General features: G+C 41.9%; 24 protein-coding genes and 1 tRNA gene. 16 read left to right on the top strand and 9 right to left on the bottom strand.

Translation table 11 applies throughout. The features are described from left to right. Positions 1-83: 83 nt before the first annotated feature. The gene (rnpA, locus tag BLS64_RS02305) at positions 84-461 is read left to right on the top strand and encodes a ribonuclease P protein component (protein ID WP_093111318.1); all 378 of its coding nucleotides are present in this window, start codon (positions 84-86) and stop codon (positions 459-461) included. 1 nt (position 462) lies between these two features. Next, entirely contained in the window at positions 463-2097 is a 1635-nt protein-coding gene (locus BLS64_RS02300) for a S41 family peptidase (protein WP_093111316.1), read from the top strand. On the opposite strand, the gene BLS64_RS02295 is transcribed toward BLS64_RS02300, so the two are convergent. From BLS64_RS02295 to BLS64_RS02285, 3 genes are all read right to left on the bottom strand, one after another. Then, on the bottom strand, positions 2098-2538 hold the full coding sequence (locus BLS64_RS02295; protein ID WP_093111314.1) for a GNAT family N-acetyltransferase: 441 nt from the start codon (positions 2536-2538) through the stop codon (positions 2098-2100). It lies immediately after the preceding gene. Between the two features lie 15 nt (positions 2539-2553). After that, positions 2554-2985 (bottom strand): ribose 5-phosphate isomerase B, encoded by a 432-nt coding sequence (gene rpiB / locus BLS64_RS02290; protein ID WP_093111312.1) that lies wholly within the window; start codon positions 2983-2985, stop codon positions 2554-2556. A gap of 520 nt (positions 2986-3505) precedes the next feature. Continuing rightward, positions 3506-3748, bottom strand: a complete 243-nt coding sequence (locus tag BLS64_RS02285; protein WP_093111310.1) for a putative signal transducing protein — start codon at positions 3746-3748, stop codon at positions 3506-3508. Between the two features lie 383 nt (positions 3749-4131). On the opposite strand from BLS64_RS02285, the gene rnr reads away from it, so the two are divergent. The 3 genes from rnr to BLS64_RS02270 are packed head-to-tail and all read left to right on the top strand — an operon-like array spanning position 4132 to position 7785. After that, positions 4132-6336, top strand: coding sequence for a ribonuclease R (rnr, locus tag BLS64_RS02280; RefSeq protein WP_093111308.1), 2205 nt, complete (start codon positions 4132-4134; stop codon positions 6334-6336). Beyond that, the gene (locus BLS64_RS02275) at positions 6320-7006 is read left to right on the top strand and encodes a head GIN domain-containing protein (protein WP_093111306.1); all 687 of its coding nucleotides are present in this window, start codon (positions 6320-6322) and stop codon (positions 7004-7006) included. The genes rnr and BLS64_RS02275 overlap by 17 nt, the downstream gene beginning before the upstream one ends. 41 nt (positions 7007-7047) lie before the next feature. Next, positions 7048-7785, top strand: a complete 738-nt coding sequence (locus BLS64_RS02270; RefSeq protein WP_093111304.1) for a LysE family translocator — start codon at positions 7048-7050, stop codon at positions 7783-7785. A gap of 769 nt (positions 7786-8554) precedes the next feature. Here BLS64_RS02270 and BLS64_RS02260 read toward each other — a convergent pair. Beyond that, a tRNA-Cys gene (locus BLS64_RS02260) sits at positions 8555-8625 on the bottom strand. 77 nt (positions 8626-8702) lie between these two features. Beyond that, positions 8703-9059, bottom strand: a complete 357-nt coding sequence (folB, locus tag BLS64_RS02255; RefSeq protein ID WP_093111300.1) for a dihydroneopterin aldolase — start codon at positions 9057-9059, stop codon at positions 8703-8705. Between the two features lie 134 nt (positions 9060-9193). Between folB and BLS64_RS02250 the strand changes: the two genes are divergently transcribed. The 4 genes from BLS64_RS02250 to BLS64_RS02235 all read left to right on the top strand — a co-directional run bounded on the left by BLS64_RS02250 (position 9194) and on the right by BLS64_RS02235 (position 12033). Next, the gene (locus BLS64_RS02250) at positions 9194-10870 is read left to right on the top strand and encodes a glutamine--tRNA ligase/YqeY domain fusion protein (RefSeq protein WP_093111298.1); all 1677 of its coding nucleotides are present in this window, start codon (positions 9194-9196) and stop codon (positions 10868-10870) included. Between the two features lie 132 nt (positions 10871-11002). Next, positions 11003-11371 carry a YtxH domain-containing protein gene (locus BLS64_RS02245; protein ID WP_093111296.1) on the top strand — a complete coding sequence of 123 codons (369 nt, stop codon included), beginning with the start codon at positions 11003-11005 and terminating at the stop codon, positions 11369-11371. A 7-nt stretch (positions 11372-11378) separates the two neighbouring features. Next, on the top strand, positions 11379-11822 hold the full coding sequence (locus tag BLS64_RS02240; protein WP_093111294.1) for a phage holin family protein: 444 nt from the start codon (positions 11379-11381) through the stop codon (positions 11820-11822). Then, on the top strand, positions 11809-12033 hold the full coding sequence (locus BLS64_RS02235) for a DUF6327 family protein (protein ID WP_093111292.1): 225 nt from the start codon (positions 11809-11811) through the stop codon (positions 12031-12033). The genes BLS64_RS02240 and BLS64_RS02235 overlap by 14 nt, the downstream gene beginning before the upstream one ends. Positions 12034-12036: 3 nt before the next feature. On the opposite strand, the gene BLS64_RS02230 is transcribed toward BLS64_RS02235, so the two are convergent. Beyond that, positions 12037-13068, bottom strand: coding sequence for an SPFH domain-containing protein (locus BLS64_RS02230; RefSeq protein WP_093111290.1), 1032 nt, complete (start codon positions 13066-13068; stop codon positions 12037-12039). A gap of 79 nt (positions 13069-13147) precedes the next feature. Here BLS64_RS02230 and BLS64_RS02225 point away from each other — a divergent pair, with 79 nt between their 5' ends. Further along, positions 13148-13828: a hypothetical protein gene (locus BLS64_RS02225; RefSeq protein WP_093111288.1), complete on the top strand. Its 681-nt coding sequence runs from the start codon at positions 13148-13150 to the stop codon at positions 13826-13828. 16 nt (positions 13829-13844) lie between these two features. After that, positions 13845-14666 (top strand): hypothetical protein, encoded by an 822-nt coding sequence (locus BLS64_RS02220; RefSeq protein WP_093111286.1) that lies wholly within the window; start codon positions 13845-13847, stop codon positions 14664-14666. 101 nt (positions 14667-14767) lie between these two features. Here the strand turns inward: BLS64_RS02220 and gltX are convergent, their stop codons facing one another. Next, complete coding sequence (gene gltX, locus BLS64_RS02215; protein ID WP_093111284.1) at positions 14768-16291, bottom strand: glutamate--tRNA ligase; 1524 nt, start codon at positions 16289-16291, stop codon at positions 14768-14770. Between the two features lie 184 nt (positions 16292-16475). On the opposite strand from gltX, the gene BLS64_RS02210 reads away from it, so the two are divergent. The 5 genes from BLS64_RS02210 (at position 16476) to BLS64_RS02190 (ending at position 23638) form a co-directional block, all read left to right on the top strand. Then, positions 16476-19679: a hypothetical protein gene (locus BLS64_RS02210; RefSeq protein ID WP_143019259.1), complete on the top strand. Its 3204-nt coding sequence runs from the start codon at positions 16476-16478 to the stop codon at positions 19677-19679. After that, a complete protein-coding gene (ybeY, locus tag BLS64_RS02205; RefSeq protein WP_093112265.1) occupies positions 19672-20091 on the top strand; it encodes an rRNA maturation RNase YbeY in 420 nt (139 codons plus the stop codon). The genes BLS64_RS02210 and ybeY overlap by 8 nt, the downstream gene beginning before the upstream one ends. Positions 20092-20105: 14 nt before the next feature. After that, the gene (gene mnmG / locus BLS64_RS02200) at positions 20106-21977 is read left to right on the top strand and encodes a tRNA uridine-5-carboxymethylaminomethyl(34) synthesis enzyme MnmG (RefSeq protein ID WP_093111279.1); all 1872 of its coding nucleotides are present in this window, start codon (positions 20106-20108) and stop codon (positions 21975-21977) included. Between the two features lie 97 nt (positions 21978-22074). Continuing rightward, positions 22075-22896, top strand: a complete 822-nt coding sequence (locus tag BLS64_RS02195) for a class I SAM-dependent methyltransferase (protein WP_093112263.1) — start codon at positions 22075-22077, stop codon at positions 22894-22896. A 229-nt stretch (positions 22897-23125) separates the two neighbouring features. Further along, positions 23126-23638 (top strand): OmpH family outer membrane protein, encoded by a 513-nt coding sequence (locus BLS64_RS02190; protein ID WP_093111277.1) that lies wholly within the window; start codon positions 23126-23128, stop codon positions 23636-23638. A 46-nt stretch (positions 23639-23684) separates the two neighbouring features. Here the strand turns inward: BLS64_RS02190 and BLS64_RS02185 are convergent, their stop codons facing one another. Together BLS64_RS02185 and BLS64_RS02180 are read right to left on the bottom strand one after the other, a co-directional pair. Then, positions 23685-24080, bottom strand: a complete 396-nt coding sequence (locus BLS64_RS02185) for a DoxX family protein (protein WP_093111275.1) — start codon at positions 24078-24080, stop codon at positions 23685-23687. Between the two features lie 6 nt (positions 24081-24086). Further along, entirely contained in the window at positions 24087-25235 is a 1149-nt protein-coding gene (locus BLS64_RS02180; protein WP_093111273.1) for a DNA polymerase III subunit, read from the bottom strand. Between the last annotated feature and the right edge of the window lie 62 nt (positions 25236-25297).

The raw sequence follows: 25297 nt of genomic DNA, 5'->3' as shown, positions 1-25297 counted from the left end.
TAAAGCCTCTTCTTAGAAGGGGCTTTTTTTATTCTTTTTAGTTAGAAGCGTAAAATAGCTTCAGAAATGAATAATTTTACCTCATGAACGAAAGCTTCGGAAAAAAGGAAAAATTAAAGAGCAAGGTCCTAATCGATCGATTATTCACTGAAGGAAAGTCGGTGAAAAAATATCCTTTGAGGCTTATCTATCTTCCATTGAACGATCCTGAAGCAGAATTTAACAAGACGGGGGTGTCTGTTCCTAAAAAAAATCATAAAAAAGCAGTTGACCGCATCAAATTGAAAAGACTGATGCGGGAAGCATTCAGAAAAAATAAGTATCTTGTTAGTAGCCAGTTAGATTCTCGCTACGCTTTCATGCTCATATATACCGGCAGGGAAAAAGCCACTTACCAACAGGTTTTTTCGGCAACCGAAGAACTCTTGAAGAGACTGGTAGAGAAAGAAAAAACAAGATAACATGAACCGGAACCATACCAGACGATTAGGAGTAGTGGCCACTGTGCTGGTGCTTTTCTTTAGTACCATAAGTTTTAAAGCTGATTTCTTCGAGATCGCCAAACAGCTGGAGATCTTCACCACCCTGTTCAAGGAACTCAACCTTAACTATGTTGATGAAACAAATCCGGCAGAACTGATGGATACCGCCATCAATGCGATGCTTGAAGATCTTGATCCTTACACGCATTACTGGAACGAGCAGGAAGTGCAGGCGGCCAGGATCAACAACGCCGGGGAATACACAGGCATAGGAGCTACAGTGGGAATAAGGAACAACAAGATCACCATTATCGAACCCTACCAAGATTATCCTGCAGATAAAGCCGGTTTAAAAGCAGGAGATGAGATCATAAAGATAGGGGACGTAACAGTAGCTGATTTTACCGAAGATGCAGGAGAGCTGCTGAAAGGGGCGCCAAATAGTAGGGTGGAACTCACCTACAACCGCCAGGGAGAGATTAAAAAGACCGTACTTACAAGGGGCGCTATTGAGATCAAAGCCGTTCCATTTTATAAACTGATAGGGGACAATACCGGATACATCGTGCTTTCTCAATTTAACCGCAATGCTTCAGCAGAAACTGTACAGGCATTCAGGGAGCTGAAGGAACAGGGAGCCGAGAAGATCATTCTTGACCTTAGGGGCAATCCCGGCGGGCTGCTTTCCGAAGCTATTAATGTGGCCAATATTTTCATTCCTGAAGGAGAGTTGATCACCAGTACAAAATCGGCTGTAGAAAAATACAACCAGACCTTTTTCACAACCCGAAAAGCAATTGACAGCGAAATTCCGCTAGCTGTGCTCATTAACGGCAGAAGCGCCTCTGCCAGCGAGATCGTGGCGGGTGCCCTGCAGGATCTTGACCGTGCCGTAGTCATAGGAGCCAGGAGTTTTGGAAAAGGCCTGGTACAGCGGCCTAAAGACCTTACCTACGGCACCCAATTAAAAGTGACCATTTCACGCTATTACACTCCAAGCGGCAGGTGCATACAGGCACTGGATTATCAGAACCGCGACGAGGAAGGGAACGCCATAAGGTTCAGTCAGGAAGATTATAACGAATTCAAGACCCGAAATGGTCGAAAAGTGTATGACGGAGGAGGTATTTCTCCTGATATCAAACTGGAAACTTCGGAATACAGCAGTATCACCAATGCGATCCTGCAGCAGAATTCAATCTTTGACTATGCGACAGACTACTACTATTCACATGATCTTTCCTCTCCCGAAGCGCTTGATCTAAGCCAGACAGATTTCAATGATTTCAAAAAGTTCCTGGCTTCAACAGATTTCGATTACCAGACCTTTACGGAAAAACAACTTTCCGAACTCAAAAAAGCGGCAGCGCTTGAAGGCTTTGATGACGAAATTGCACAGGATTACAAAGAGATCGAAAAAACGATTCAAACTTCAAAGCAACAGGCCATAGAAGATAAAAAAGAGGAGATCATCAGTCTGTTATCTGATGAGATCATTAAAAGGTATTTTTACAAAGAAGGTTTGTATAAATATTATGTAGAAAACAATCCGGAGATAAGAAAAGCACGTACAGTATTAAACGACCCGGCAGAATACAATAAGATACTCCAGTAATTATTCCTTCAACATGGCTATGTGAGGGATACCATCTTCCAGGTAACCTTCGCCTATTTGTTTGAAGCCATGGCTCTCGTAAAATTTGGTAAGATAGGTTTGAGCAGAAAGTTTGATCCTGTTAGTACTGTAATTCTCTTCGATTGCCTTTATAGAAGCCTTTAAAATGTCATGCCCAAACTTATTTTTTCGGCTGCTTTCCCTTACTACAACCCTGCCGATGGCGGCTTCGGAAAAGTATATTCCCGGAGGAAAGAGGCGGGTATAAGCTACCAGTTTGTCATTATCATATCCCAGGACGTGAAGAGCTTTCTCATCCTTGCCGTCTATATCCTGGTAGACGCAATCCTGTTCTACCACAAAAACTTCAGAGCGCAGCTGCAAAAGCTCGTAAAGCTCATGTAGCCCCAGCTCTTCAAATCTTTTGACAAGGATCTTCATTAACAGAAAATTGATTTAGCTACAGGCGATCTTTTCAACTCTTCTTTCATGCCTTCCGCCTTCAAAAGGAGTATTAAGAAAGGTCTTCACCATTTCAAGAGCCTGTGGTTTTGAAGTGAATCTTGCAGGAATACTTAAAACATTGGCGTTATTGTGTTCCCTCGCAAGGCTAACGATCTCCTTGTTCCAGCACAACGCAGAACGAACTCCCTGGTGCTTATTGGCGGTCATGTTGGCACCGTTACCGCTGCCACATATAATGATACCAAAATCGGCTTTTTTGTTCTCAACATCTTTGGCCACGGGATGTACAAAATCGGGGTAGTCCACACTGTCATCTTTATCTGTACCGTGATTGGTAACCTCATGTCCCTGACTCTTCAGGTATTCCAAGATTTCGAATTTGTAGTCGGTACCTGCGTGGTCGTTTCCGAGGGAGATCTTCATGATTTTTGTTTTGAATAAGGGACAAAGGTAGAAAATTGGCTTATTAACTTCAATTTTTGCTATTGTTAATTAAATGTTACAAAGCATTAAAGATTAAGCTCTTATAAAATCAGCTTGTTTGTTCATAAATTATCATCAAAAAATAAAAATGAAATTTGGAATAATCCTTCTAATTGCCCATACCAATTATTTTACGAGAGTATCAAATTTTTTATCTGCGATTTTTGGAAAAGTTTTCAGACCCGAAATTTGGATTGTGAACAACCAAAAAAGAGAAAGTTTTCAGAGAAACAAATTTACATTTCGTTATGAACAATTGTTAAGAAACTCTTAAGACTATTTAGGAATCAGGACTTTGATCATTTTAAAGGATGTTCATAACCTGTTACCACAATACTTCCCTCTACAATTCCAAAAAAAGAGGAAAAAAGTTATTCCACATATTAACAAGCCATAATACCTCATCATTTAATTTTTAAAAAAAGAAAAGAAAAAAGAAAATTATTATAATTGTTAACAACTAGACGATCCTTAAGGGTGTGGAAGTGTCATCTAATGATTCGAGGATCTCTTTTGATCTTTGCAGGTCTTCTTTGTGTACTTTAAGTTTGATACCTCCAAGGGCGTTGGAGTAAAAAGGGAATACCCCTATCATTGTCTCATTCTGGAAAACGTATCTTATTCCTTCCTGGTCGAACAATAGTCGCAGGATCGCATATTCGTGCGGAAAAGTAAAAACGGCGAGTAAGGTAAAATCTTTCATAGCAGGGTTATTGCTATGAAAGATACCGATTATTTGGTTAAGGAATAGTCTGCTGAGTTCTCTTCTTTCATAAAATCTTTACAGGACGAAAATTCAGGATTGTTGAGAGAATGATTGATGCTGGCAACAAATGAAAGCACTCCTACAAGGAAAATTAGAACAAAGATCATGGTAATCTTCGAAGATTTACTCATATATTAGTATAGTTGAGATTAGATCCTTCCACTAAAATGCGATTTCCCAGAGAGATATGAATGATAATGTTAATATTTTCTAAATGAATGTTAATAATTTTAAGGCTTTTAAGCAGACTTAACGAAATAATAAGAGCAAAGATCAATCAAGTAAGATATAAGGCTTAATTTTATAGCTTAATACGAGCAATGACAAGAAAGAAGAAGAATAAGGGAAAAAAAGGACCTTCCCTGGAAAATGTAACCAAAACGATCCTGAACATTCTGCGAAAGAATTCAGGAAAACCATTTAACTATAAACAAATAGCTGCAAAAATGGGCGTTGATGATCCTACCAACAGGAATAAGATCATCAGAACGCTCGCTCAACTTGCCGCTAAAAAGAAGATAGAAGAAGTAGAAAGAGGGAAGTACCAGTTGGTGGCAAACGTTGATTACTACACCGGTTTCCTGGATATGACGGCCAAAGGCAGCGGATATGTAGTGGTTGAGGAACTTGAAGACGACGTATTCATTCCCAGCAATAGTATCAACAAAGCCTTCGACGGTGATGAAGTTGAGATCTACGTCTACAAGAGAAGAAGAAACAAAAAACCGGAAGGAGAGATCACCAGGATCATTAACCGGAAGAAAACCCGTTTTGTAGGCGTGCTTCAACTTCAGGAGAACTTTGGGTTTGTAGCGATCAGTGATCCGAAAATGTACACGGATATCTTTGTTCAAAAGAACAAGATAGGTGAGGCCAGTGACGGGGATAAGGTAGTGGTTGAAATGGAAGACTGGCCGGAAAAAGCCGATTCTCCCTTCGGAAATATCGTGCAGGTACTGGGAAAACCCGGAGAGCACCACACAGAAATACATGCTATTCTAGCGCAATATGGATTGCCGCATGAATTCCCGGCTGAAGTTGAGGAATTCGCCGGAAAACTGGATACCTCCATTCAGCAGGAAGAGATTGCGAAGAGAAGGGATATGAGGGAAACTCTCACCTTTACCATTGATCCAAAAGACGCGAAAGATTTTGATGACGCCTTAAGTTTTGAAGAACTCGAGGATGGTACCTACGAGATCGGGATCCACATTGCCGATGTTTCACACTACGTAAAACCCGGAACCATTCTCGATGAAGAGGCTTTTAATCGCGCTACTTCTGTATACCTGGTTGACCGGGTGGTACCCATGCTTCCCGAAGTGCTTTCGAATAACGCCTGTTCGTTGAGGCCTAATGAAGAGAAGTACACTTTTTCCGCTGTTTTCAAGATGAACGACAAGGCCCAGATACTGGACCAGTGGTTCGGGAGAACGGTGACATATTCAGATGCCCGTTTTGCTTACGAAGAGGCACAGTACATCATAGAAACCACCGCAGGAGAAATTCCGGCAGATATTTCCCTTTCCGGAGAAATGTACCACGCAGATGACGCCGTGGCTTCTGCGATCCTTAAAATGGATAAACTTGCCAAGATCATGCGGGAAAAACGCATGGGTGAGGGAGCCATTTCTTTTGATAAGGTGGAAGTAAAATTTGATCTTGATGAAAAGAACGAACCTGTAGGGGTATTTTTTAAGACCTCTAAAGATGCCAATAAACTTATCGAAGAATTCATGTTGCTGGCCAACAAGAAGGTGGCCGAATTCATTGGGAAACAAAAACCGAAAAAGACCTTTGTGTACAGATGTCATGACGATCCCGATGATGAAAAATTAGCAGCCCTTCAATCCTTAGTGGGCAAATTCGGACATAAACTGAATTTAAAGGATCAAAAGAACATTAGTAAATCACTGAACAAGCTCCTTTCAGATGTTCAGGGAACCAAGGAGCAAAACCTGGTAGATACCCTGGCTATAAGGACCATGAGCAAGGCGTATTATAGTACCGAAAATATCGGCCATTACGGACTTGCCTTCAGCCATTATTCTCATTTTACCTCTCCTATTCGCCGTTATCCCGATGTGATGGCGCACCGCCTGTTACAGCACTACCTTGACGGACACGGATCGGTTAAGGAAGAGGAATACGAGGAGAAATGTCAGCACAGTAGTCAGATGGAAGGCCTGGCAACCAATGCCGAGAGGGACTCTATCAAGTACATGCAGATAAAATTCATGCAGGAGCACAATGAGGAGCAATTCCTCGGCGTTATTTCGGGGGTGACCGAATGGGGTATCTACGTTGAGATCATTGCTAATAAATGTGAGGGCATGGTTCGCCTAAGGGACATCAGGGAAGATCATTTTGATTTTGACCAGGAGAATTACGCCATCATAGGTAGAAATACCAAGAAAGTTTATCAGTTGGGTGATGAGGTCTATGTGACGGTTAAGAATGCAGACCTTGTAAAACGTCACCTTGATTTTAATTTAATAGGAACGCGAAATGAAGTTGAGAACTAATCTTTTTTCAAAAATCATATTAATCACGGTAATTTGTTTGCTCACACTGCCGCTATCGGCCCAGGATGTTGTCCAGGATCTGAGGAATTTCAGGGAAGTGAAGACCTTTAATGGAGTAGAAGTGGTCGTGATTCCTTCGGAAGCAAACCGTATTGAGATCACCGGTCACAGCAAAGAAAAAGTGAAATTCGAGATCGTGGAGGACAGGCTTGAGATTAGGCTTACGCTTGATAATATCTGGTCAGATGACAATACACTGATCACGGTCTACGGAAAGTCCATTGAGACCATAGATGCGAATGAAGGCTCCCTTGTAAAGACAGAGGGAAAATTAGAGACTCAGATGATCATGTTAAGAGCTCAGGAAGGTGCCTCGATATTTGCTGAAGTTGAAGCCGAAACTGTGAGATCTAAAGCGGTTTCGGGAGGGAATATTACCGTAAAAGGTAAGGCTGAAAACCAGGAGGCTGAAGCCAATACCGGCGGCCAATTCTACGGAAAGGATCTGAAGACCAACGAAACCACTGTGAGCGTGGGTACGGCAGGTAAAGCTGAAGTTTATGCGGAAGCATATTGTAAGGCTACAGCTTCTCTTGGAGGGGTAGTGAAGATCTTTGGAAATCCCGATGAAATAGACCGCAAAACCAGCCTTGGAGGTAAAATTTTATAAGTGAAGTAAAATACTACCTTTGTGGAAACTAAAACCTCCGAATGTTTCAAGATATACTGGCAGCCGTACCGCTAGGATTTTTCCTCGCTTTCTTACTGGGCCCGGTCTTTTTCGTTCTTTTGGAAACTGCTGCCATCAAAGGCTTTAGAGCCGCCATTTCTTTTGATCTGGGAGTGATCTTTGCCGATGTTATCTTTTTACTTATAGCTTATTTTAGTACCACGAAATTATTGAACCGGATCAAGGATGATCCGGCTCTTTTTATTTTTGGCGGAGGTATTCTGGTTACTTATGGCATTATTCAGTTCATACAGACCAAGCGGGTTTTACAGCATGAAGAGGTGCCCGAAATTCAGAAACTGAACAAAAGAGATTACCTGGGACTGGCCGCGAAAGGTTTTCTGCTGAACTTTATCAACATTGGAGTACTGGGTTTCTGGCTGGGATTGATCATTGTGTTTGGTCCTCAAATGGAAATGGAAACCGACAGGATTACCATCTTTTTCAGCAGCATAATAGGTACCTATTTTGTGGTGGATATCTTCAAGATCCTGGCTGCCAAAAAGCTGAACCGGAAACTTACTCCCAATCGTATTTACAGGGTTAAAAAAGGCATCAGCGTGCTCCTTATGATCTTCGGAATTTTCCTGATAGGGCAGGGCCTCGTTCCGCAGGAGATCAATCAGATACAGGAGCAGATCGACAATATCACACCAACTACTCCCGAGGACAGTGCGGCAGCTCAACTTTCGAAAAAAAATTTCCGAAGCAATTTTTAAAGCTTTACATAAAGGCTCTGAAAATTAGCTTTATCGCCCCGACGCTTCGGGGGAACCACTGTACAAGTTATCTATTAATCACTCTTTCATTCCTATTTGAAATAGTGAGATATTTTTGAATGATCTGAAGTGCAGAGAAATAAAAAAGCTCCCTTGAAAAAAGGAGCTTTTGAGGCATCGAGCGCCCCGACGGTTCGGGAGAACCGCTGTCCATGTTATCCTATTAATAACCCTTTTATTCTGATCTGAAAATAGTGAGATATTTTGAATGATCTGAAGTGAAAAGAAAAAAAAAAGCTCCCTTGAAAAAGGAGCTTTTGAGGCATCGATCGCCCCGAAGTGTTGGGGGAACCGCTGTACAAGTTATCCTTATTAATCATCCTTTCATTCTGATCTTAAATAGTGAGATATTTTTGAATGATCTGAAGTGAAAAGAAATAAAAAAAGCTCCCTTGAAAAAGGAGCTTTTGAGGCATCGAGCGCCCCGACGCTTCGGGGGAACTGCTGTACAAGTTATCCTTATTAATCATCCTTTCATTCCTATTTGAAATAATGAGATATTTTGAATGATCTGAAGCGAAAAGAAATAAAAAAAGCTCCCTTGAAAGAGGAGCTTTTGAGGCATCGAGCGCCCCGACGCTTCGGGGGAACCGCTGTACAAGTTATCCTTATTAATCATCCTTTCATTCTGATCTGGAAATAGTGAGATATTTTGAATGATCTGAAGCGAAAAGAAATAAAAAAAGCTCCCTTGAAAAAGGAGCTTTTGAGGCATCGAGCGGATTCGAACCGCTGTACAAGCTTTTGCAGAGCTCTGCCTAGCCACTCGGCCACGATGCCGTTGTTTAACGGAGGCAAATGTAATAAAATTTATTTTTTGAGACTACCTTTTTAGAAAGCTTTAAAGTTTAGCTTTTCTAACGGCTTTTAGTCCTCCTTACCGTTACCATCTCTACATTTCCGCCAATGGGTGGATTGATCTTTGAGACATCTACCGTAACCTTTTGAACCAGAAGTATTTCCTCCAGCACCCTGCTCAAAATACGCTCTGCTACTGTTTCCAGGAGTTTGGAACGTATGGCCATTTCTTCTTTTACGATCTTATTTAGGTGAACGTAATCTATGGTATCTCTAAGCGCGTCGGTCTTGGCCGACCGGGAAAGATCGCCCTGCACCTTCAGGTCTACACGGTAATCGCTGCCTATTCTGCCTTCCTCATCCATGCATCCGTGGTAGGCGAAGATCTTGATATTTTTAAGTTTTATGCTTCCCATGATCAATTTTTTGCGAAGATAGGAACTATTCAGAATACCTTCCTAAAAGGCTGCTTTGGAATCCTCTTTTTCCCTGTCTTTTTTGATGTTTATTTTCTGTAATTTTGCAGCTGAAAAAGCTGAAAGAAACAATTATGTCTGAAGAAAAGCGATCCCTCAATTTTATTGAGCAAATCATTGAAGAAGATCTAAGAACAAATTATAGCAGAGAAGAACTTCAATTCAGGTTTCCGCCTGAACCTAACGGATATCTTCACATTGGTCATGCCTCTTCGATTTGCCTTAACTTTGGGTTGGGAGAAAAGTACAATGCGCCTGTTAATCTCAGGTTTGATGATACCAATCCCATAAAAGAGGAACAGGAATACGTTGATGCCATAAAGCGAGATGTGGAATGGCTTGGGTTTAAATGGGCCAGGGAATGTTATGCTTCAGATTATTTTCAGCAATTGTATGACTGGGCGGTAGAGCTTATCAAGAACGGTCATGCGTATGTGGACAGTCAGACTTCCGCAGAGATCGCCGAGCAAAAAGGTACGCCTACAGAACCCGGAAAGAACAGCCCGTACAGGGATCGTTCGGTAGAAGAGAACCTTGAGTTGTTCGAGAAGATGAAGAACGGTGAGACTGCCGAAGGTCAGCATGTTGTTCGTGCAAAAATAGATATGGCTTCCAAGAACATGATCATGCGTGATCCTGTGATGTATCGCAGCCTTCATAAAAAACACCACCGCACCGGGAACGACTGGATGATCTATCCTTTATACGACTGGGCACACGGGCAGAGTGATTTTATTGAGCATGTTTCTCATTCCTTCTGTACGCTTGAATTTTTACCACACCGTGATCTGTATAACTGGTTCCTTGAAAAGGTAAGTTCTTCGGAAGAATTCAGGCCAAAGCAAAGGGAATTTGCAAGGCGTAATTTGAGCCATACGATTGTGAGCAAGAGGAAACTGCTTCACCTGGTAGAGAAGGGGATAGTCTCTTCCTGGGATGACCCGCGTATGCCGACAGTTTCTGCTTTGAGAAGACGAGGTTACACGCCAGCGTCTATCAGGAAGTTCGCTGAAACTATTGGGATAGGAAAAAGGGAAAATATCGTGGATGTTTCCCTTCTTGAATTTTGCATTAGGGAAGATCTTAACAAAGCCGCGCCAAGGGTTATGGCCGTGCTTGATCCTGTAAAGCTGGTGATCACAAATTATCCCGAAGGGGAAGAAGAATGGCTTGATGCTGAGAACAATCCTGAAGATGAATCTGCCGGGTCTAGAAAAGTTCCGTTTTCTAAGGAGCTTTACATTGAAAGAGAAGATTTCAAGGAGGAAGCCAACCGCAAGTTCTTCAGGTTAACCTTAGGAAAGGAAGTAAGGCTTAAGAACGCGTATATCATCAAAGGCGAGGATGTGGTAAAGGATGAAAATGGGGAGATCGTTGAGATCCATTGTACTTATGATCCCAAAAGCCGGAGCGGCAGTGGAACAGAGGAATCCATGCGTAAGGTGAAAGGTACCTTGCACTGGGTTTCTGCAAAGCACGCCATAGAAGCAGAGGTAAGGCTTTATGACCGCCTGTTCACCGTAGAAGCGCCAGATGCCGACAAGGAAAAAGACTTTACCGAGTTCCTTAATCCGGATTCTTTAAAGGTGGTTACCGGTTACCTGGAACCAAGCCTTAAAGATGCCAAGGTGCTGGACCAGTTCCAGTTCCAGAGAATAGGATATTTTAACGTTGATAAAGACAGTACAGCAGAAAAGCTTGTTTTCAACCGCACAGTAACACTACGGGATTCCTGGGGTGGCAAGAACTAAGATGCAGGCCAAGTTTTCCAGTTTAAGAATACTTTAGCATTGGGAAATGGATATTAACCGGTTGTTAACAGGGGGTGAGAAGGCATTATCCTATATTTGGTTATAGTATTAATCTAAACAACCAATTATATCATGGCAAATTCAGGAAGTACCTTTTTAGCATTATTAACCGGGGCAGCCATAGGAGCCGGCCTTGGAATGTTATATGCGCCTGACAGCGGTGAGGAAACCCGCAGAAAACTTGGGGAAAACGCCAGAAGAACTCAGGATGATCTTAACCGCAGATACCGGGAAACCTCTTCTAATCTTTCACAAAAGGCCAAGAAGGCAAAAATGGATTTCGAGGACAGGCTTGAAGAAACTCTTTCTTCTGCCAGTTACAAAGCCGATGAGATCTTGAGCAGTCTTGAAGCCAAACTGGAAGAACTGAAAAAGCAGAACGCAAAGTTCCAAAAGGATAAAAAAGGCGAGGCAGACACTTCAGATAATATTGTAGTATAATTACAATATGGCATTCGAAAGAGTATCCGACAATCTACACAGGCTAAACGAAAACATACGCGAATTTGCTAAAAGTAGTGCCGAGTATTATAAGCTCGACCTTTTTAACAAAACAATGAAAGGAGCTACTGCCGCCGTAAAAGGGGTGGTAGTAGCTTTCTTTATTCTTTTCGCCATTCTGTTCCTTTCGATAGCCATTTCTGTTGCGCTTAGTGACTGGCTTGATGCACCCAGCAGTGGTTTCTTCATTGTAGGCGGCATTTACCTGCTCACAGGCCTTTTTATCGTGTTCTTCGGAAGTTCTTTCATCAACAGGATGATGTTATCCAAAGCTTCAAAACAGTTCTTTAAAGAGCCCGAGGAAGGGCCAAAAACAGCCCATCCTGAATTCACATCTCCAAACAATCTTCAGCCAGAAGAAAAACCAGTCGAAGACAATGAGAGAGTATAAGAGCTTCAAGGAAATAGACCGGGACCTTAAACTGCTTAAACTTCAAAAGGAGATCGATAAGGAGCGTATCCTCCTTAACTATAATCAGACCAAAGAAAGCCTTTCTCCCAAAAGGCTGCTAAAGAGCGCGGCCGGCAGTATCTTCAAGAATGCCCTTATCCTCAAAGGTGCGACCAAAGTGCTTGGCTTTATCGGCGATAAGTGGAAGTAGGATCTATTCCTTTACATTATCTTCCCCTTTATCATTTTCTTCGCCTTCATCTGTTTGTTTTGGCATTCTGAAATCCCTTTTTTCAAACTCTTCTTTTTCCCTTCTCTTGCGTTCCTTAAGAGCATTCTCTTTTTTCATGGCCTCTCCAATTTGATTGGAAGCTGTAAAAGATGCGATCATGTTGTTCAGCATATCGCTGCCGGCCTGCGGAGAATTCGGTAGGAGAATTAGATTGCTTTGGGTTTCCTCTCCCAAAGATTGCAGCGTATCATAATGTTGGGTAACAACGATAAGGGCAGAAGCCTCCTGTGAATTGATCCCTACATTGTTCAGTACATCCACACTTTCTTCCAGTCCGCGGGCGATCTCCCGGCGCTGATCGGCAATACCCTGACCCTGTAGACGTTTACTTTCGGCTTCGGCACGAGCCTTTGCCACGATCTTGATGCGTTCTGCCTCGGCTTCATATTCGGCAGCCACTTTTTCCCTTTCAGAAGCGTTGATCCTGTTCATCGCCGCCTTAACCTGTACATCGGGATCAATATCGGTTACCAGGGTCTTGATGATGTCATACCCGTAATCCTGCATGGCTTCGTTCAGCTCCCTTTTCACGGCAATTGCGATATCGTCCTTGCGCTCAAAAACGTCATCTAATTTCATTTTCGGCACCTCGGCACGCACCACGTCAAATACATAAGAAGTTATCTGATCATGCGAATTTTCCAGCTTGTAAAAGGCGTCATAGATACGGGTTTGGATCACCTGAAACTGGACGGAGATTTTTAATTTAACGAACACATCGTCTTTAGTCTTTGTCTCTACCAATACATCCAGTTGCTGTACTTTCAGGTTTATTCGTCCTGCGATCTGGTCAATTACGGGAACTTTAAAATGCAATCCACTGTTGCTTATGCGCTGGAATTTTCCGAAGCGTTCTATGGCCGCCGCCGTTTGTTGTTTCACGGTGAAGATTCCGGAAAAGAGAATAACGAGCGCTAAGAATGCTAATAAAATGGATAAAATTGTAGTAATCATTTGGTGAATTTTAATTTTAACGGGAAGATAGAAAATAAACTCCTACATTTAGGAGATAATTTTTAAAAGCACCAATCCCATGACTTTGAAAAAGATCCTTATTCTTGGCTTTTTTTGCTGTTTTGCAATGGCATCTCATTCCCAGAGAATTTGGGACGGGGAATACAACCGGCTTGGGCTGCAGGCGGGGGTGAACCATTTCAATATCAATACTGATTCGTTGCCCATCACTCCCAAAATGAGCTGGACGGCAGGTTTCACCACCTGGGATTCCTTTTACAATGACTTTGAATTTATCTATGGGATCAATTTTTTCGATTTTAAGTTGAGCATGGACGGGCGGGTGAAACAACCCCAGGATTCAGAATATTCAGAGATCCCTTTTACCATGATAGGAGTGCAGGCCAATTTCTTCGGAAGCTACAAGCTCATCGATCATTATTTGAGCATTCATGGCGGGCCTATATTGCAGATCAACGGGAAATTTGATGCCCGGCAGGATGCAGAATACTTTTTTATTGAAGGTTATGATAACGTGAATCCCATTGACCTGGAAGAGATCTCTTCGGTCAATTTCAATCTTGCAGCAGGAATTGCAGGAGGCCTTGAAAAGGTGAAATTATGGCTGCAATATCAGTATGGAATAAACAATATTCTGAAAAAACCAACCGAAGAAGGGTTGGGGGAGAAGGAACCGGCTCTTGCCGATCTCAGTGGTCATATAAGCATGGTGACCTTTGGACTGATAATATTCCTGTAAATCAGTTTGCTCTTAAATGAAAACAGGAATAACCTTTCTAATATTCTTTTTTGCAACTTTTAAAAGTTTTGCCTGTAGTTGTGATACCCCGAAAATTGCGGTAGAATTTTATCAAGCAAAGTATGTTTTTAAGGGAGAAGTAATTGATAAAATTTATTCTTCTGATTCACTTACCTATACGGTCACATTTGAAGTTTCAAAACATTTCAAAAATGGAGATAATCCTGGAACTCTAAAATTCGAATTAATTTCTGAGGGTGAAATCACAGGAAATATTACTTCTTGTGACTGGAATGTTCAAGCAGGAGAAACCTGGTTAATATATGCCAAGGAAGGGAGTGATAATAGCCTTTATTTTGGATATTATTGCTCCAATAGCAAGCCTTTGGATTACAAAGCAATAAATCAAAAGGAGCAAAAAATTTTACATAATGGAAATGACCTTGATTTAACTGCTTACCGATACCAATTTTTTAAGGCCGTACCAGTCACTAATACCGATTCAATTCTAGAAAAGTACAAAAAGAGAAAATTTGATCCTTCAGGCTTCGCTCCTATATGGGTAGATGTTGACGATAACGGAGATTTAGAAACCGCAAATTTAGCACCTAGAAAAGAACCGACATATGAAGTTGTAGATACTATCTTTAATATGAACCAGTTTAAAAATGATTTTGAAGAACCTCGGACAAACTTTGAAAAAACTGCCTTAGAAATTGCCGGGAAAATTAAGAAATGGGAAAAATATTATTTCCTTGATTTAAAGGAATCGGTTAAATATAGATCATATTTAAAGTTTACTGTAGATAAAGATTCTATCATTCACCTAGAGCATTAGAAATAAAACAGGTAAGAGATTCTAATACCGTACCATTTGTCGCAATACGAACAGCAATGAAAAAAAAGGGCTGAAAATTGGATTTTCAGCCCTCTCTATTTTTATAAGGTTTGTTGTGCCTTTTCAAGTCGGTTTATAGTCTCTTCCTTGCCAATGGCCGCTGCGATCTCGAAGACATCTGGCCCTTGCATGGCACCCACCAGGGATAACCTGAAAGGCTGCATTACCTTTCCAAAACCTATTCCTTGATCGGTTATCCATCCTTTTACCTTATCCTGAAGATTTGAAGCGCTGAAATCTTCAGTTTCCTTCAGGATGGATTTTACCTGTTCAATAACATTGGTAGTATCCTCTTTCCAGGCTTTTTTAGCGGCCTTTTCATCGTAGTTCTCCGGTGCGGTGAAGAAGTAGTTGCCCAGTTCCCAAAAATCGCTTACAAAGGTCGCACGCTCTTTTAAGAGCGCGATCACCTTCAGTATATACTCTTTGGAAGGCGAGAGGTCTTTTTGCTTCAGTAAAGCTGAAAAGTCATTAGCCAGTTCATTATCATCGGCTTCCTGCATGTAATGATGCTGGAACCATTTTGTTTTTTCAGGATCAAATTTGGAACCTCCTTTAGAAACGTGCTCCAGGCTAAATGCCTCCACCAGTTCCTGCAGGGAATAGATCTCCTGTTCGCTGCCGCCGCCCTGGTTCCAGCCTAAAAGGGCCAGCATGTTCACAACAGCTTCAGGGAAATAACCTTCTTCACGATATCCTGTTGAGACGTCTCCTGATTTTGGATCTTTCCACTCCAGTGGGAAAACCGGGAATCCCATTTTATCTCCGTCTCGTTTGCTGAGTTTTCCTTTACCCTGTGGTTTGAGGATCAACGGCAGGTGGGCGAACTTTGGAACATCCCAACCAAACGCCCTGTACAACATAAAGTGCAGGGCAAGTGAAGGCAGCCATTCTTCCCCGCGAATCACATGCGAGATCTCCATGAGGTGATCATCCACGATATTTGCCAGGTGATAGGTTGGCATCCCGTCGCTCTTAAAAAGCACCTTATCATCAAGGATCTTTGTTTCCACGGTCATCTTTCCGCGGATCTCGTCCTGCAAATTCAGTGTTTCATCTTCGGGCGTTTTGAATCGGATGACATACGGTTCTCCGCTGTCCAGTTTTTCTTTTACCTCGGCTTCAGAAAGGGAAAGGGAATTGTTCAGCTTAAGACGGTTGTGCCAGTTATAGATAAAGGTCTTTCCATTCGCTTCATGATCTTGCCGGTGAGCATCCAATTCTTCCGAAGTATCAAATGCATAATACGCGTTACCCGATTCGATGAGCTTGTCGGCATATTCACGGTACAGGTGTTTCCGCTCGCTTTGGCGGTAAGGACCAAAACCTTTGTCCTTTCCGGGGCCTTCATCATAAGGAATATTACACCAGTTCAGGGAATCGATTATATAATCCTCTGCTCCTTCGACAAACCTGGCCTGGTCTGTATCTTCAATACGCAGAATAAAATCTCCCTGGTGTTTTTTTGCATACAGATAGTTGAAGAGAGCTGTACGCACCCCACCAATATGTAAAGGGCCTGTTGGGCTTGGTGCAAATCGCACCCTTACTTTGTTTGTAGACATAAATCCTTATTTTGAACGGCAAAGATAAGGGATTCTTTATGTTTTAGAAACGGCCTTAATAAGCTATCCCTTAGCGCATTTTCAAAATTAAATCGTATTTTTAAAAGACTGGTAACGAGCGGGGGGCATGGATAATTTCGAGATCTTAAAAATAAAATTAAGGGCTTTTATAAAGAAGTTCTACATGAACGAACTTTTGAAAGGGCTCATCCTTTTTACGGCCATTGGCCTGCTTTATTTTCTGCTTACCCTTTTTATCGAGCACCTGTTTTGGTTAAATCCAACGGCGCGGACTGTGCTGTTCTGGACTTTTATTGCGGTGGAAGTTTTGCTCTTCGGAAGGTTTATCGTGTATCCGCTTTTGAAAATTTTCAGGATTTCCAAAGGTATAGATGAGGTAGAAGCTTCAGGCATCATAGGCAGGCATTTTCCCGAAGTAAAAGATAAACTGCTGAATGTGCTGCAGCTAAAAAACAATCCCCAGAAGACAGATCTTTTGTTCGCCGGAATTGATCAAAAAGCCAAAGAGTTAAGACCTGTTCCTTTTGCGATGGCCATCGACTTCAGGAAAAATCTTCCATATCTTAAATATGCAGCTGTTCCGGTTTTGATCATCCTGATCTTTGTTCTGCTGGGGAAGGCTGATATCTTTACTGACAGCTACGAGAGGGTAGTGAATTATAAAGTGGTTTATGAACCGCCCGCGCCCTTTGCTTTTAAAGTTCGGAATGAGAACCTAAAGGTAAGAGAGAATGAAACTTTGGAGATAGAGGTAATGACCGAAGGGAGAGTGATCCCGGAAAACGTTTCGGTTCACTATGGGGGTCAGACCTATTTCATGAACCAGGTTTCTCCTGGGATTTTCAGATATGAATTTGAACCCGTTGAAGAGGATTTTGTTTTTTATCTCTCCGGAAATAATGTGAATTCCAGGTCTTATACTGTAGAGATCGTAAAAGTTCCCCGCACCCTTAATCTCCAAATGCAGCTGGACTTTCCCGATCATACTTCTATGGAAGATGAAGTGATCGATGGTACGGGCAACGCGACCGTTCCTGAAGGGACTTTGGTAACCTGGCTTTTAGCCACACGGTCAACAGATAAAGTAAAGATCTCTCTTCCCGATACTGTGGATATATTTCAGAAGAAGGAGGGAGCTTTTTCCTATTCCAAAAGGGTCTTAGCAAATACCGATTATCAAATAAGTACGTCTAACCGGGAGGTGGAAGATTTTGAGAAACTGGATTATTCTATAAAGGTGGTGAAGGATGAATTTCCAAAACTTGAATTGGAACACAAAGTTGACAGCCTTGAAGAGGAGGTTCATTATTTCTACGGAAAGGTTTCTGACGATCACGGGATAGCCCGAGTGAACCTGATCGCCTTTCCCGTTGATGAGCCTAAAATCAAAAAAATGGTCAGGATTAATGCCGGAAAGGGTACGGTAGGGGAGTTTTTATCCGTTTTTCCTGATACTCTGCAACTTGAGAGGGGAAAAGAATACGAAATATTCTTTGAAGTGGTTGATAATGACCGCGTTAACGGATTTAAAAAGGTGAGGAGCCGATCTTTTTCGTTTCGAAAGAAGACTGAACAGGAAGAGAAGGAAGAAAGGCTGGCGGGGCAGGAAGAACTTATAGATGATCTGGGGAATTCTTTGAAGGAAATGAAGCAGACCGGGAAAGAACTGGAGGAATTATCCAGGATCCGAAAGGAGGAACTGGATTATAAGAACCGGCAACGGCTGGAGAATTTTTTGCAGCGCCAAAAGGAGCAGAATCGTTTGATGGAATCGTACACAGAGAAATTAAAACGTACTCTTGAAAAGGAAGAAAAATCTTACAACGAAGAGTTGAGGAAAGATCTTCAGGAGAGGCTCGATAAAAAAGAAGAAGAGCTCCGGGAACAGGAAAAACTTTTGGAGGAACTTGAAAAATATGCCGATAAAATAGAGGAGGAGGGTCTTAAGGAAAAGCTGGAGAAAATGTCTAAAGGAAACCAAACCCGGGAACGGAGTTTGGATCAACTTCTCGAGCTCACAAAAAAATATTACGTGCAGGAAAAACTTCAGAAGCTGGCAAACGAACTTGAAAAACTTGGAGAGGAACAACAGGAACTTGGTACTTCAGAAAAAGAAAATAATGCCACTGCTCAGGATTCCCTCAACAAGGAGACCGAAGAGGTTTTTGAAGAATTAGACGAACTGGGAAATGAGAATGAAGATTTGAAAAAACCCGTTAACATGCCGCGGAATGAAAATACGGAAAAGGAAATTCAGCAGGATCAAAAAAAGGCTTCCGAAGAATTGGAACAAGGGAATAAACTGAGGGCACAAGAAGAACAAAAGAAAGCAGGAGAGAAGATGATGCAAATGGCAAAGCAAATGCAAAACCAAATGCAGATGGCTGGTATGCAGCAAATGCAGGAAGACGTGGATATGCTAAGGCAAATTCTGGATAACCTGCTTACCTTTTCCTTTGAGCAGGAAGATGTGATGGAATCCTTCAGGAAGTCGGGTAATAATAATCCTATGTTTTCCTCTCTTCTGCGGGAGCAGAATTTTCTAAAGGAAAACTTTCAGCATATTGATGACAGCATCTACTCGTTGGCCCTGCGAAACCAAATGATCACAGATGAGGTTACGGGAAAACTTGTTGATGTAGGTTACCACCTGGACAAATCTCTTAAAAGACTGGCTCAGGACAACCTGATGCAGGGGGTAAGCAGTCAGCAGTATGTGGTTACCGGGGCAAATGACCTGGCTTATTTTCTTAGCAGGATACTTGGAAGCATGGAACAGATGATGGCGCAGGCTTCGGGAAAAGGCTCGGGAGGTCAAAGTGGCGGAATGCAACTCCCCGATATCATCCAGAAGCAACAAGGTCTCAATGACAGGATGGAAAAAGGGGTTCGAAAAGGGGAGAAAGAAGGTCCGGAAGAAGGTGGTGAGAAAGGCGGACAAAACGAGTCTGAGGAGACCAGTGAAGAATTGTTCAGGATCTTTCAGGAACAGCAGTTATTAAGAAAAGCGCTGGAGGAAAGATTGAAACGTGAAGGAAAAAATGGGAAGGCCGGAAATCTTTTAAAGGAAATGGAACAAATGGAAAAGCAAATTCTTGATAATGGTTTCAACAGGAAAACGCTTGAGAGAATGAAACGTTTGGAACACAAATTGCTTGAACTGGATGACGCTGAATTGCTGCAGGGAGAAAAGCAGGAACGAGAGGCAAACACGAACAAGGAAGAGTTTGATCGCCCGCAGGTTTCACCAATTATCAGGGCTAAAGAATATTTTAGTACCACTGAAATTTTAAACAGACAAACCTTACCTTTGCGGCAAATTTACAGACTAAAAGTAAGGGAATATTTTGAACGAGGAGATCATTAATTTCTATTCAGAGAACAACTTCAATCTTGAAGATGAGACTCGGCATGAAGACTGGCTTAAAAGAGTCATTTCTTCTGAAGATAAGAAGCTGGGTGAAATAAGCTTTATCTTTTGCGATGATGAATACCTGCTCGAGATCAACCGGAAATATTTGGATCATGATACCTATACCGATATTATCAGCTTTGATGATTCGGTAGGAGATATTTTGGGTGGCGATATATTTATCAGCACTCAAAGAGTGGAAGAGAATGCCGGCAAATTTTCTGTTGAATTTAGTGAAGAGCTCAAAAGAGTGATGGTTCACGGGGTGCTTCATTTCTGTGGATATAAGGATAAAACAGCCGAGGAGAAAAAGCTGATGCGTTCCAAAGAAGAAGAAAAAATGCAAATGTTCCACGTGGAACAATAGAGGAAAATCAAGATATGTTTGACAAAGAATATGATGTAATTGTAGTGGGTGCCGGGCACGCCGGAAGTGAAGCTGCGGCGGCCGCAGCGAACATGGGCAGCAAGACCCTGCTCATCACCATGAACCTGCAAAACATCGCCCAAATGAGTTGTAATCCTGCAATGGGTGGTATCGCAAAAGGTCAGATCGTTAGAGAGATTGATGCGCTTGGAGGGTACAGCGGATTGGTGAGCGATACCAGTGCTATTCAATTCAAAATGCTGAACAAATCTAAAGGACCAGCTATGTGGAGTCCGAGGGTGCAAAGCGATAGAATGATGTTCGCCGAACATTGGAGACTGCGTCTGGAAAACACACCGAATTTGGATTTTTATCAGGAAATGGTTTCCGGTCTTTTGATAGAAAATGATCGGGTGGTTGGAGTTCGGACTTCTCTTGGAATTGAAGTTAAAGCCAAATCTGTTATCCTTACCAACGGAACTTTTTTGAACGGACTCATCCATATTGGCGACAAACAATTTGGTGGAGGTAGAGCAGGAGAAAGAGCTGCTACAGGAATCACCGAAGAATTACTTCAACTTGGATTTGAAGCCGGAAGAATGAAAACCGGAACTCCTCCAAGAGTGGATGGAAGGTCTTTGGATTATTCTAAAATGATCGAGCAACCCGGGGATGATGTCCCTGCGAAGTTTTCCTACTTGGATGAAACTGCTCCCCTGAAAAAACAGCGCTCCTGTTACATGAGTTATACCTCACCTGAGGTACATGAACTTTTAAAAGAAGGTTTCGACAGGTCGCCAATGTTTAATGGAAGGATCAAAAGTATAGGTCCCAGGTATTGTCCTTCTATAGAAGATAAGATCAATCGTTTTGCAGATAAAGACCGGCACCAGTTATTCATTGAACCGGAAGGTTGGAATACGGTTGAGATGTATATAAACGGATTCTCAACTTCGCTTCCCGAGGATGTTCAGTTTAGGGCTTTAAGATCTGTTGCCGGATTTGAAAATGTAAAATTCTTTAGACCGGGTTACGCGATAGAGTATGATTATTTCCCGCCAACGCAATTGAAGCATACGCTTGAAACAAAGTTGGTAAATGGGTTGTATTTTGCCGGACAGATAAACGGAACTACAGGATATGAAGAAGCCGGATCTCAGGGGCTGATCGCGGGTATAAATGCCGCTTTAAAAGTGCAGGAAAGAGAGGAATTTGTCCTTCAAAGGAGTGAGGCTTATATCGGAGTTTTGATAGATGACCTTATTACAAAAGGTACAGAAGAGCCATATAGAATGTTTACTTCAAGGGCAGAATATCGAACTCTTTTGAGACAGGATAATGCTGATTTTCGTCTTACTGAAAGATCTTATAAAATCGGATTGGCTTCTGAAAAAAGGCTTCGGAAAATGGAGGAGAAGAAGGAGAAATCTGCTGCTTTCGTAAATTTTTTGAAGGACACGAGTGTGGTTCCTGAAGAAGCAAATGTTGTCCTGGAGGAAAAAGGATCTTCCCCGATGAAACAAAGCGATAAGATATTTAAGGTTTTTTCTCGTCCTAATATCACCATGGATGATGTGAGAAAATTTAGTGGCGTAAATGAATTTATCGAAGCTAATGATCTTAAAGAGGAAGAACTTGAGCAGACCGAAATCCAGGTGAAGTATTCAGGATATATTGAAAAGGAAAAGAACAACGCCGATAAATTAAATCGACTTGAAGGAATAAAGATTCCGGAGAATTTTGACTATTCCAGGATCAAATCCATGTCATATGAAGCACGTGAAAAATTGAGAAAAGTTAAACCGACATCCGTTTCCCAGGCATCAAGGATCAGTGGAGTGAGCCCGAATGATATTTCAGTTTTATTGGTTTATATGGGTAGATAATTTTTCACGTTCCACGTGGAACATCTATTTTTAAAATTAATTTTTAGATCATATTTTGAAGAAACTTCCCCCTTTTGATTTTTCGGAAACCACGGAAATGGTTTGTAAGGATTACACCGTTAGCCACAAATTTTTTGAGCTGAAGAGGGAAAACCAATTTGATCTTTTAGGGACTTTTCCGAGACCGAAAGAAAATGAATTGCCGGAGTTCTACAAAAGTGAAAAATACATTTCCCATACCGATTCTAAAAATTCCATTTTTGAAAAGGTATATCAAAAGGTAAAATCCTATATGCTTCAAAAGAAGTTGGAGTGGATTGAAAAGGAAAAAAAGGGTAGGGGTAAACTTTTAGATATTGGAGCCGGTACCGGAGATTTTTTAGCTGAGGCAAAAAAGAAGGGTTATGATGTTTTTGGTGTGGAACCAAATTCCGGAGCCAAACAACTGGCCCTAAAAAAAGGGATCTCTCTTAAGGAAAACACTTCTTCTTTTCCAGATGAAGAATTTGATGTTATCACTATGTGGCATGTTCTTGAACATGTGCCTGATCTGGAAGATCAGGTCAACGAACTTTTCCGGGTTTTGAAAAAGGACGGTTTGCTTGTAGTCGCGGTTCCGAATTTCAAAAGTTACGATGCTAATGTTTATAAAGAACATTGGGCCGCTTTTGATGTTCCGCGGCATTTATATCACTTCTCCAGAACCTCCATTCAGAAAATATTTTCAGAATTCAATTTTGAGGTTATTAAGGAAAAAGGTTTGCCGTTCGATTCTTATTATGTGAGCCTCCTTTCAGAGAATTATAGAAATGGAAAAGGGAATCCTTTAAAAGCCGCTTTTACCGGTTTTATTTCCAACCAAAAAGCAAAAGACACAGGAGAGTATTCTTCCATCGCCTATTTTTTGAAGAAACAGTAGAAAAACGCATTTTAAGCCGATTTGCGAGCACTTTATAGGATTCGTGGTAGAAGAACCTTCCGAAAACCATAAAAGAGCCTTATTGCCTATGTAAATGCCATAGTTTATATAGTTTTATTTTATTTAGTTTGTGATCTGTATTATGTAATCTGATAGTGATACAATTCCTTTCTTTACCCGCCATTATTCATTTCCTTTCTTATTTTTGTCCAAATCAAAATCAAGAAAGATGAAGAAATTTTTTGTGGTCCTTTTTTTAGGAGTGGTATTGACCGGATGTAATGAAAATAAAACTGCTTATGTCGATACGACAAAGCTCATCCAGGAATTTTCTGAAATGAAGGAAGTAGAAGCCGATTTCAATGCCAGATCTGAAAAGCTTAAAAAAGAACTGGATTCTGTGGCGCAGGGTTTTCAACAGGAGGTAATGGAGTACCAGGAAAACAGGGCTACCATGTCACAAGCCGAGAGACAGGCTACAGAGCAGGAGCTAATGCAAAAACAGCAAATGCTTCAGCAGCAACAGCAGGTTAGAACCGGACAATTGAGGCAGGAGAGTGACCAGGTGATCGATTCGCTTATCACTAAAGTGAGAGATTTCGTGAAGGTTTACGGGGAGGAAAACGATTACACCTACATCTTCGGTTCAAATGAATCAGCTAATATAATGTACGCCGAAGAAGGCCTGGATATCACTCAGGAAGTGCTTGCAGAACTGAATGCTGCTAAAACTGAAGAATAAAAGAAGAAGAAAGATATAGAAAAGGGTTCCACATGGAACCCTTTTTTTATGCGATGAGGTAAAGTCCAAAGATGACCACCATGAAATAACCGGTGATGGTGAAAGCGCCGGGATAATCTTTTGCTACCCTTTGCCCAAAGAGCAGCATAAGCAGGGTTATGGCTGCCAAAACAAGCGTCCAGAAGGCCATTTGCAGTTCCCCATGTACCACTATTGAGTAGATTCCCGCCAGGGCAAGAATCCCTACCAGCACTTCCAAAACCAGAATAGTACCGACTAATAGAGGGACCATTCCGCCTAAAAATGTGCTTCCAAAATGCTCTTTTAACCATCCCACATTTCCTTTCCAGTCGGTCAATTTATCAAGACCAGATTGTAAGAAGGTGATAAGGGTAAAAAGCAGGATTAAAAGTACCGGCATGTAGATAGTAATGTTTTCCATAAATGATTATTTGCTGTGTAAAAGTCGGGTTAATTTGATTGAAAGGTCGGTGAGGATGATCTTGGCATTACCGTTTCGTTCTATATGGTAAATGGCATCCTCGAGTTCTTTATTGATGCCCAGAATATTATTGCCGCTCACGAAAGGAGCGAATTTTTCCAGGCTAAAGCCTTTGGTCTGCGGCTGCATGAAAACCAGGCTTTCGGTTTTGTAGTTCTGAAGCAGGGCCTGGCGGAAGAAATCCTGGCAAAAAAGCAGAAATTTTTTCTGAGTTTCACGCCCAGTCGCGGCTATAGTTTCGCTCCAGGAAATAAGATCCAAAATAGCTGATTTATTTCCTTTTGCTTTGAAGGCGCTTCTCACCCAGGTGATGAACCATTCCTCAAATTGCTCGGTTCCCGAATTATTTTGAAGAATATCCAGCGCAGTGCTGTAGTTGCCGTTTGCCCGGTGAGCAATAGTGAGGGCCTTTTGCTCCTCACATGCTTCATTTTTCATCAAACCTTCAGCAATAACTGCTTCATTGAGCGGTGGAAAGTGAAGGGTTTGGCACCTGGAGCGTATGGTCTGTATGATATTCTCCTCTTCCTCGGTGATCAACAGGAACAGCGTATCTTTCGGCGGTTCTTCGATAAGCTTTAGGAGCTTATTGGCGCAAGCGGTATTCATTTTTTCGGCCATCCATATGATCATGACCTTATATCCACCTTCATAGGCTTTTAAGGAAAGCGATTTCACAATGTCCTGTGCCTCATGTACGCCTATCTGGCCCTGTTTGTTCTCTATTCCCAGTTTCTGGTACCAGTCAAAAAGACTTCCGTAGGGTTCATTTTCAACGAACTGCCGCCATTCATCAAGGAAATTACCCGAGACCGGGTTCTTCTTTACCTTGTCATTGGCCGCTACCGGAAATGCAAAGTGCAGGTCTGGGTGAGACAGCTTGTTCATCTTGATGTTACAGGCCTCGATCCCCGAATTATTTTCTCCGCCGGTATTTTGGCACAGAATGTATTGAGCATAAGCAATGGCCATGGGTAAAGTTCCACTACCCGAGGAACCTACAAACAACTGCGCATGGGGAACACGTCCTTTCTCGGCGGTTGTGGTAAGGTGGTTCTTGATGTGAGGGAGTCCTAATACTTCAGAAAATAGCATAAGCAAAGATAAAATTTATCCACACTTTTATATCTTAGGGAAAAATTTTATTTGTTCCTAAC

Origin of the sequence: Salinimicrobium catena (assembly GCF_900102915.1) — a bacterium.
GTDB classification, from domain to species: Bacteria; Bacteroidota; Bacteroidia; order Flavobacteriales; family Flavobacteriaceae; genus Salinimicrobium; species Salinimicrobium catena.
Note: the sequence above shows the minus strand (reverse complement) of the source record. Positions and strands in the feature narration are given on the sequence as shown.